The organism is Chromobacterium sp. Ag138, assembly GCF_055181315.1.
This window is the reverse complement of sequence record NZ_JBUPWA010000001.1, coordinates 2,555,951-2,564,339: the sequence shown is the minus strand read 5'-3', so window position 1 is coordinate 2,564,339 and position 8,389 is coordinate 2,555,951. Positions and strand designations below refer to the sequence as shown.

Here is an 8,389-nt window from a genome sequence, read left to right as displayed (position 1 = left end):
AACTACACCTTTGACGCCAACGGCGGCATGGGTGGCGACAAGTCGACCTACGCCTGGGGCGAGAAGGGCCAGACCGACCCGGCCCAGGGCGAGACGGTGGCCAGTTCCGGCCAGGTGCCGGCCCACACCATCGCGCCGGCCGACGCCGGCAAGGTGCTGGAGGTTGGGGTGCAGGCGCAGAACAGCGCCAAGGTGGTGGGCAACATCGCCAAGCTGGCGACCGATGGCTCGGCAGCGGACGGCAACGAATCCGAAGGCGGCGACAACGGCAAGCCGCTGGATCCGCAGGCCCAGCCTATCGTCAAGGACCTGAAGCTGCAGGGCAAGCTGGAAGTCGGCCAGGACCTGACGGCGAACTACACCTTTGACGCCAACGGCGGCATGGGTGGCGACAAGTCGACCTACGCCTGGGGCGAGAAGGGCCAGACCGACCCGGCCCAGGGCGAGACGGTGGCCAGTTCCGGCCAGGTGCCGGCCCACACCATCGCGCCGGCCGACGCCGGCAAGGTGCTGGAGGTTGGGGTGCAGGCCAAGAATGGCGCCGGCAAGGTGGGTAATGCGCTCAAGCTGGCGACCGATGGCTCGGCAGCGGACGGCAACGAATCCGAAGGCGGCGACAACGGCAAGCCGCTGGATCCAGAAGCCAAGCCATCAATTATGCAGTTGGAAATCGATGGAGACGCAATGGCCGGGCAAGTCTTGACTGCTAAGTATCAGTATCAAGCGAACTATGGCTTCGGTAAGGACCAATCTCGCTATGCCTGGGGTATGGAAGGGGAGACCAGCGCGGTAGTGGGGCAAGGTCAGAGAATTGAAGAGTCGGGGGTAGTTCCTGGGCATGAGCTTAAGTTTGAGGACGCGGGTACGGTGATTGAAGTGTCCGTCCGGGCGGAAAATTCGAGAGGAAAGGTGGGAAATACAGAGACGACTAAGACTGGAAAGATCAAGTCGGAGAAGTTGCCGGTTCCCGGCGTCGGTGATTTTTACCTGATGTCCGGTTGGGATGATGCCAAGCGTCAGAATTGGTCAGGTGCGGATCAAATGTGTTCGGCAAGTGGGATGAGGTTGCCCAGCAAAGATGAATTGGTAAAGCTTTATCAGCAGTATCCGAATAATACAATTAATACCCAGTATGGTTGGCCCACGGCCTTCACCGGCACCGGCAACACCCTCTACTGGTCGTCCACGTCGGACAGCACGGGCAATCACTACAACGTCAACCTGAGCAGCGGCAACGTCAACTACCACTACGACAGCTACGTCATTCGTGTGGCGTGTGTCCGCTAGCGCTTGATACTTGTTTCTTGATTCTTTGTTTATCCGCCGGGCGTGAGCCCGGCGGGGCGCGTGGGAGGGAGTATGGGATTGCAATGGGGTGAACGTTTGGCGATACAGCAGCGGGATGTGGGCATTGTGCTGTTTCGGGAAGGATTGTTTGCCAGGATGTATGAAGTGGGTGCTTGGCGCTTTGTCCGCCAAGTGCGGCCGTTGAAGATATCGGTGCGAAGGATCAAGAAATTGGGGCAAGACGTAGTGTATTGCGGCTTGCCGATTGCTTCACTGCCTGCAGTGGGCGTGGCGTTGGAGCGTTATGACGAGGTCAACGCTTGCTGGCGGTTGCCTGTGGGCTAAGCGGATGTTGCAGAGTTTGACGAGTGGCGGTGTTTACAGTTGAAAGCGGCGCATGCTGTGGCCGGAGCCGTGGCGGGGTTCCCGCCCGGCAACGGCTCGCTGGCGAGCGCGGGGTGGTTGGAGCGGCTCGCGGCGATAGACCCGACGGATCTATCGCCGATGGAGGCGTGGGCCTGTTTGAACGCATTGCGGCGGGAGGCCTTGTTGAAATTGGGCGAGAGCGGCAGTCCGCAGATTGGAGGCTGTCGCATCTTTAGGAAGTTTCAAGAGAGCTTCCAAGTGGGCGAACCACTATGCATGTAGAGCTGGATTGCTGTACGTTGGATATACTAGATACTGACCTTCGCACCACGTGGATCGAACAGATTCTACACTCGCTTTCCTTGGGGCTCCCCATCTAGCCAAGACTAAGGTCGCGCCCCTGTCAGCAAGGATACAAACCATGCAAAAGCCCGAACCAACCGTCCCCGTGGAGATGTCCCCCTCAACGGCCTATGACGCTTATGTACGCCGAGCAGTCCAAGCTGCCATAGATGATCCTGCACCCGGAATACCGCATGAAAAAGCCAAAATCGATTTTGCCAACAAGCGTGCAGCACTACTGAGCCGCTTGGCTGGTTGAACGATAGTACCCGTAAATTACCAAAGCTCAATGCTCTATCCGGCCACACTGAACTGACCCAGCACTTACCTTACCTGTCCTTTGGTATAAGTCTGTCAATTTTACTGACAAGCTTGCTTGTTACAGTTCTCACAACTCCATAGAATCCTAATTCTCTTTCTGCTCAATGACATACCCTCGCCAACGAGGGTATTTTTGTTTGGGGTGCCGATGGATCTGAATGCACTGTTGGCCAGCTTTGCTTCCGCCTTTGGCCAAGAACACCGAGCCTTGATGCTGCAGCTTGGCACAGGGCAAGTTTCCGCTGAACAGTTGCTGCCGCTCAGCCTGGACGGTGAGGAAGGCGTGTCCCGTCCTTACCGCTACACGCTGACCTGCCTGTCGCCGGATGGGGGGATTGAGCTCAAGACCCTGCTCGGCCAACCCGCTCGAATCGGCGTTGCCGATGCGGATGGCGACGAAGTTATCCGCTGCGGTGTGGTCAGCCAGGCCAAGCTGACGGGATCGGATGGCGGCTTCGCCAAGTACGAGCTGACCATAGAGCCACCCTTCGCTCTACTGCGCCATCGCCGAACTTCCCGTGTGTTCCAAGACCTGTCCGTCCCGGACATCATCAAGCAGATTATTGAAGAGCATCAGGAAGCCAATCCTGCCTTTGCCTGGGTGCAGACGCTGGATATCCAGGTCAAGCCAGCCCAGCCCCGCAGTTACACTTTGCAGTATCGCGAGAGTGACTTCGATTTCATCGTTCGCCTGCTTCACGAGGAGGGCTACGCCTGGCGCTTCGTCCATCTGGACGACGATGGGCCGCAGGTGGAGTTATCTGTATTCGATGACGCTCACAATTTGCCCGCCTCCAAATTGGAAAGGGTGCGCTTTCACCGCAGTGACGCCACCGAGGAAGAAGATGGCCTCACCGGCTGAGAGGCGACACGGCAGATCGTGCCCGGTGGCGTTGCATTAGCCAGCTACGATTACAAGCCGGTCTATACCCAGCAAAGCCGGGATGACAGCCATGTCGATCAGGGCCAGACGGGTAAGACGCTGCAAAGCAGCCTGAATCACTACGATGCGCCAGGCCTCTACTACGCCGGCAACGAGGAACAGCTGGGCCGCTACGCCCAGCTGCGTCAGCAGGCCAACGACCTGCAGGCCAAATCCTTCAGCGGCAGCGGATCGGTGCGCGGACTGCAGCCGGGCGAGTGGTTCCGCCTGGATGATCATCCCGCCCATGATGGTGATACGGCGGAGAGTCGGGAATTCGTCGTCACCGGCCAGGCTTTTCAGGTAAGGAACAACCTGCCGCAAGATCTGGCGCAGCATATTGGCACGGAGACCGATGCCACCCCATTTGCCACGTCCATCCAGGCCCAGCGCCGCGGCATCCCGCTGACCCCAACCTATGCCGGCACTGAGCTGACCAAGCCCAAAGCGCTAGGCGTGCAGACTGCCACCGTGGTTGGCCCGGCCGGCGAAGAAGTCCACACCGACGAACAAGGCCGCATCAAGATCCAATTCCACTGGCAAAGGGCCGACGAACATAAAACCATCGGCGCGGCGATGGACGACAAATCGTCGTGCTGGGTGCGGGTGGCCATGCCCTCGGCCGGCGCCGGCTGGGGCCATCAGTTCCTCCCGCGTATCGGCCAGGAAGTGTTGGTCGACTTCATAGAAGGCGACATCGACCGACCCGTGGTCAAAGCGGTGGTCTACAACGGCAGCCACCCGACGCCCGACTTCAGCGGCGCCGGCGCGCTCCCCGCCAACAAGACGCTGTCCGGCATCAAGTCGAAAGAGCACCAGGGCGGCGGCTACAACGAGCTGCTGTTCGACGACACCCCCGGTGAAGTGCGTGCCAAGCTCAGCAGCGAACCCGGCAAGACCCAGCTCAACCAAGGCTATCTCGCTCACCCCCGCAGCAACGGCAAGGCCCAGGCGCGCGGTGAAGGTTTCGAACTGCGCACCGACAACCACGGTGCCATCCGCGCCGCCCATGGCCTGTTGTTGTCCACTGAAGCGCAGAACGGCGCCGGCGGCAAACAGCTGGCGCGCGAGCATGCGCAAAGCCAGCTGCAATCGGCTTTGGCACTCAGCCAGGCCCTGGCGGAAAACGCTACTGAGCAGCTGGCCGACCCCATGGAAACCGGGCCGGACGAGATTGGCGACGACAATGCCAAGAGCGGCAAAAAGGACCAGGGCCATATGCAGCACCAGTTGGATGCCCTGGAGGCCTGGGAAGCGGGGAGCAATACCGACAAAGATGGCAAAACCGCCAAGGAACAAGCGGGACAGCAACCGCAGCTGATCCTGTCCTCGCCAGCAGGCATCGCCAGCCTGACCGAGCAGAGCCAGACACTGGTGGCCGGAACCAATCTGAACTTGGTTGCCCAGCGCGATGCCAATCACACCACCGGCCGGCGCTGGATTCACAATGTCGGCAAGCACATCAGCCTGTTCGTAGCCGGGGTAAAAGACAAGGTGGCGCTGAAGTTGATCGCAGCCAAGGGCCAGGTGCAGATTCAGGCACAGAGCGATGCGATGGAGATCACCGCGGATAAGGACGTGACCATCACCTCTTGCAAAGAACGCATCACGGTCGCGGCCAAGGAAGAGATCCTGATGACCTGTGGCGGCAGCTACATTCGCATCGCCGGCGGCAACATCGAGGTGCACTGTCCTGGCACGGTCAGCATCAAGGGCGCGCAGCACAACCTGAGCGGGCCGGCCAGTCTGAACTACAGGATGCCCACCTTCGGCAAGGTCTATAGCGGCCGCTTCCAACTGCAAAACCAGAAAACCGGCGAGCCGTTGATTGGCCAGGCATACGCCATCAAGCAAGCCGGCGGCCGCACCATCAGCGGTTACACCGACCAGCAAGGCTGGACGATGACCGCCATGAGTCGGCAACCTGAAGGCATGAACTTGCAGGTCCTGGAAAAGGCTCCGGCCAAAACGGAAACCTTGCACCTGGCAGGCGGCGGCCCGCATGAGCTGGAGCTTGAAATGCGTGATGACGCTCAGCAAGGATAAATCGCATGACCACCCTGACACCTAAAATGGCCGGCAACGGCGTCACGCGTTTGGAAGAGGACCGGCAGTTTGCCAAGCTGCCCGTCTCGGAAAACAAGCCCTACCTGCAACCCAAGGCCGAGGCCGCGATCAAGGCCCCCAGCGTTCGCACCGGGGTGAGCAAGTCAGGCAGGACGATTACCATCAATGCGCGCCAAGTGGTGATGAGCGGCTTGATCATTGCCGATGAGTGGCTGCACGAGTTCTTGTGGTACTACAAGGCTGAGGTCTGTTTTGACATGCCGGTCAATCCGAAGGGTGTGCCCAAACCTTTTCTCAGCACCACCCAAGGCAACGATCCAAACCGCCGACATTCGTTGACGCCTTTCCCGAAAGGCATGCGCAAGGGCTGGTTGCGCCGACCGGACTTGATCATTGTAAAAGACAAGGCGGTGCGTTGGCCTGGGCGCGCAACGGCAGATCATGATGGCGTCGCACATGGGGATAACTTGCATCGCGTTGTCGAAGTTAAATTCCCGGGTGACAGCCTGAGTGATAGCCAGGCCAAAGCCTATGAGAAAATCGCAGGTGGACGTGATCGTTTCACGCTATTGCACGTGATTCCCCCGGGCGAGAAGCAGAGGCAGACTCAGCCCGTTACCAAGCCTACCCCGGTGCTCGTGCCCAGGGCCGACGGCATACCTCGTGGCGAGAACCGTCGGGTGCCAGTGTATGGCCCACAGCCTTTGCCAGATCCGGCCTTTTACGAAACCTGGTTGGATGAGGCCAAGCAGTTGGTACACAGCTTGGCGGAAGATGGCAAAACACTCGCTAAAGACCTGCGCCAAGCGGTTGGCCAATTGTCCGAGAAAGTGCAGAAAGAGTTGAGGCAACATGCGCCGTGGTTGTTTACCGCGGGCCATTGGTTGCAGGATAAGGCCAGTGAGACCTGGCACTTCGTCAATGAGCAGGGACAGCGTATCGCCAGCTGGACGAATGCCCAATTGCGCGCAGCCTGGGCAGAGATTCAGCGTTGTACCGATCTGACCTTGGAAACCTTGCGGCAAATAGACTGGACGCAAGTCCTGCTGGACATTGGCAAGGGCCTGCTAGCCCTGGCGGCCATCGTCGCCGGGGTTGTGGTAGTGTTCATTCTCGGTGGGTGGCTGGTGGCGGCATTGGCCGCGTTGGTCGAAATGGGGGCGGCTGCCTGGGCAGCCGTTGCCGCGATGCTGGGTGGCGGCGCACTGGCTGCCGCCTGACAGCAAAATGGAATAATGAATAATGAGCGTTCAAGAATATCCACGCATGCAGGCTTATGCGCGTATTGCCAGCCAAGCAGACTTCATCGATGGCGTGACCCCGGATGGTCTGGTACTGGCCAAGCTGGGACTGATTTGCACCGTATACTTCCGAAATGGTGGCCAGCGGGAAACCGGCTATAAGGTCTTAGGCTGCTTCGACCGCTTCGTCGAGCAATTCGGCAAGCATCTGCAAGGCCAGTTCCATGACTTTAGTGGCCGCGGTTTTACCTCCTTGCGCAAAGACAGCATCGCCAAGGCCAAAGAGAAGCTATCCGGATCCGTAGATGAGGGTTTGGCTGTTTTCTGGGTTCTGCAAAGTGAGAAAAACGGTGAGGTCGCGGCTGAGTATTCGATTTCAGCGCTGACCTCCAATGCAGAGAGCGATCCCTATGGCGCCATGTCTTGCGTCAAGATCATGCTGCCATGGCAATTGCTAGCCGACGCGGATGGCGAGCAGAAGTTTAGGGAGTGGGCGCGCTACTTCTGCGAAACGCTGGATGTTGATCATGGCTATGCGGGCCTGGCCTGCAATCTCCCCTATGATCGCCATCAATTCCAACCCTACGAATTTCAAATAGCGCAGCGCTATAGCGGACTGATGGTCGACTCATCCGCGCTGATTGACGGGGATAACCTGTCAGACCACATCAAAGGCGTCAGCTGGCTGACATTGCTTGGGCCTCGCTATGTCGAGCAACTTGGAGGTATGGACGTGCTCAAGCAGCAACTCCAATTGCCCGACGTCAGCGTACAAGAAACCAACAACGGCAGGCTGATCGTCCAGGCCGGGGTATTGCCGGATGTCGGGGCGCCCGAAAACGGCCACCCACCCGCCTATGTGGCGGTTAACCGGGTGCTCAAGCCGATCCGCGTGCCGAATCCCGAGCAGTTGCACACCTGCATGGACGATGCGGAAGGTTTTACCATAGCCAACACGCTCGAGTGGTATGCACGTTTTGATGATGCCGAGCCCGTACCGAAAATGCCCGCCGAGGCACCTGCCAGTGGGCTACGTTGCGAAGGTGGAAAAGCATGTCCTGAAGGCGGAATCTGGTGGACGCCGGCACAAGTCGACTCGCGGCAGCCATTCCAGAAAGGGGACATCATGCCGGCCTTTCATGGGTCCAGCTACGGCGCGACGATCTGGTACAAAGAGACAAATCAATCGGCTTCATGAGGCGAAATGCCAAGGGCCAATCCGATCATTGGTTCGGAGCGCCTGCAGGAGCTGGGACAGTCTACCTGAGCCAAGATGCGCCGACGAAGACAGTACAAGTAGTATGGCAAGTCGGCGCAACACAAGATCAAGGGTTTTGTTAGCGGATCGAAGACGCTTGGCTGAAGGAAAGAGATGAGCTGTAACCGCTCAGAGATAATTCTGGAACAAGAGGGCTATCTGAACGTTCCCGTCAAATACGACCGTCGCTATGATTTTTTCGTGTCTGTGCTTTTTCCAGAAATGCAACTGCTACCTTTACGGCGTGAGTGACTTGGTGATATGGAGCTTTTGGCGTCCGGTTGGAGGCAGATATAGAATATTTAGTGATGTATGCATAGGTTAGCAAAAAAAGATAAACTTATAAAAGCTACTAAAAATGACTTTTGTTTAAAACATTTAATTATTAAATGACATGGATTGATTAATTTTGATAGCCCGCACCAGATGATTGTTGAACTGACGTGCTCGGTGTCGTTAGTTTATTTTGCTACTTTAGCTGAACAGCTAAATCAAAGAAAAAGCCTAAAGTAACACGCCAGCATGTGCTCAAAATATCATGCCTTCCTGCCTACCAACCTTAGAGTGGCTAACAAAATTCCTGAT

General features: G+C 57.9%; 5 protein-coding genes and 1 pseudogene. All 6 read left to right on the top strand.

The features are described from left to right. A partial coding sequence (locus tag ACY3GB_RS11765) for an adhesion domain-containing protein (RefSeq protein ID WP_463088908.1) occupies window positions 1–1,287 on the top strand: 1,287 nt, incomplete at its 5' end. Between the two features lie 72 nt (window positions 1,288–1,359). Beyond that, entirely contained in the window at window positions 1,360–1,632 is a 273-nt protein-coding gene (locus ACY3GB_RS11760; protein WP_463088907.1) for a hypothetical protein, read from the top strand. Between the two features lie 442 nt (window positions 1,633–2,074). After that, window positions 2,075–2,254 carry an antitoxin PaaA2 family protein gene (locus tag ACY3GB_RS11755; protein ID WP_463088906.1) on the top strand — a complete coding sequence of 60 codons (180 nt, stop codon included), beginning with the start codon at window positions 2,075–2,077 and terminating at the stop codon, window positions 2,252–2,254. 210 nt (window positions 2,255–2,464) lie between these two features. Further along, window positions 2,465–5,284 (top strand): annotated as a pseudogene (locus tag ACY3GB_RS11750) (type VI secretion system Vgr family protein). Window positions 5,285–5,289: 5 nt separating this feature from the next. After that, window positions 5,290–6,525 carry a VRR-NUC domain-containing protein gene (locus ACY3GB_RS11745; protein WP_347371469.1) on the top strand — a complete coding sequence of 412 codons (1,236 nt, stop codon included), beginning with the start codon at window positions 5,290–5,292 and terminating at the stop codon, window positions 6,523–6,525. Between the two features lie 22 nt (window positions 6,526–6,547). Continuing rightward, complete coding sequence (locus ACY3GB_RS11740; RefSeq protein ID WP_463088905.1) at window positions 6,548–7,744, top strand: DUF3396 domain-containing protein; 1,197 nt, start codon at window positions 6,548–6,550, stop codon at window positions 7,742–7,744. The last annotated feature ends 645 nt before the right edge of the window (window positions 7,745–8,389 follow it).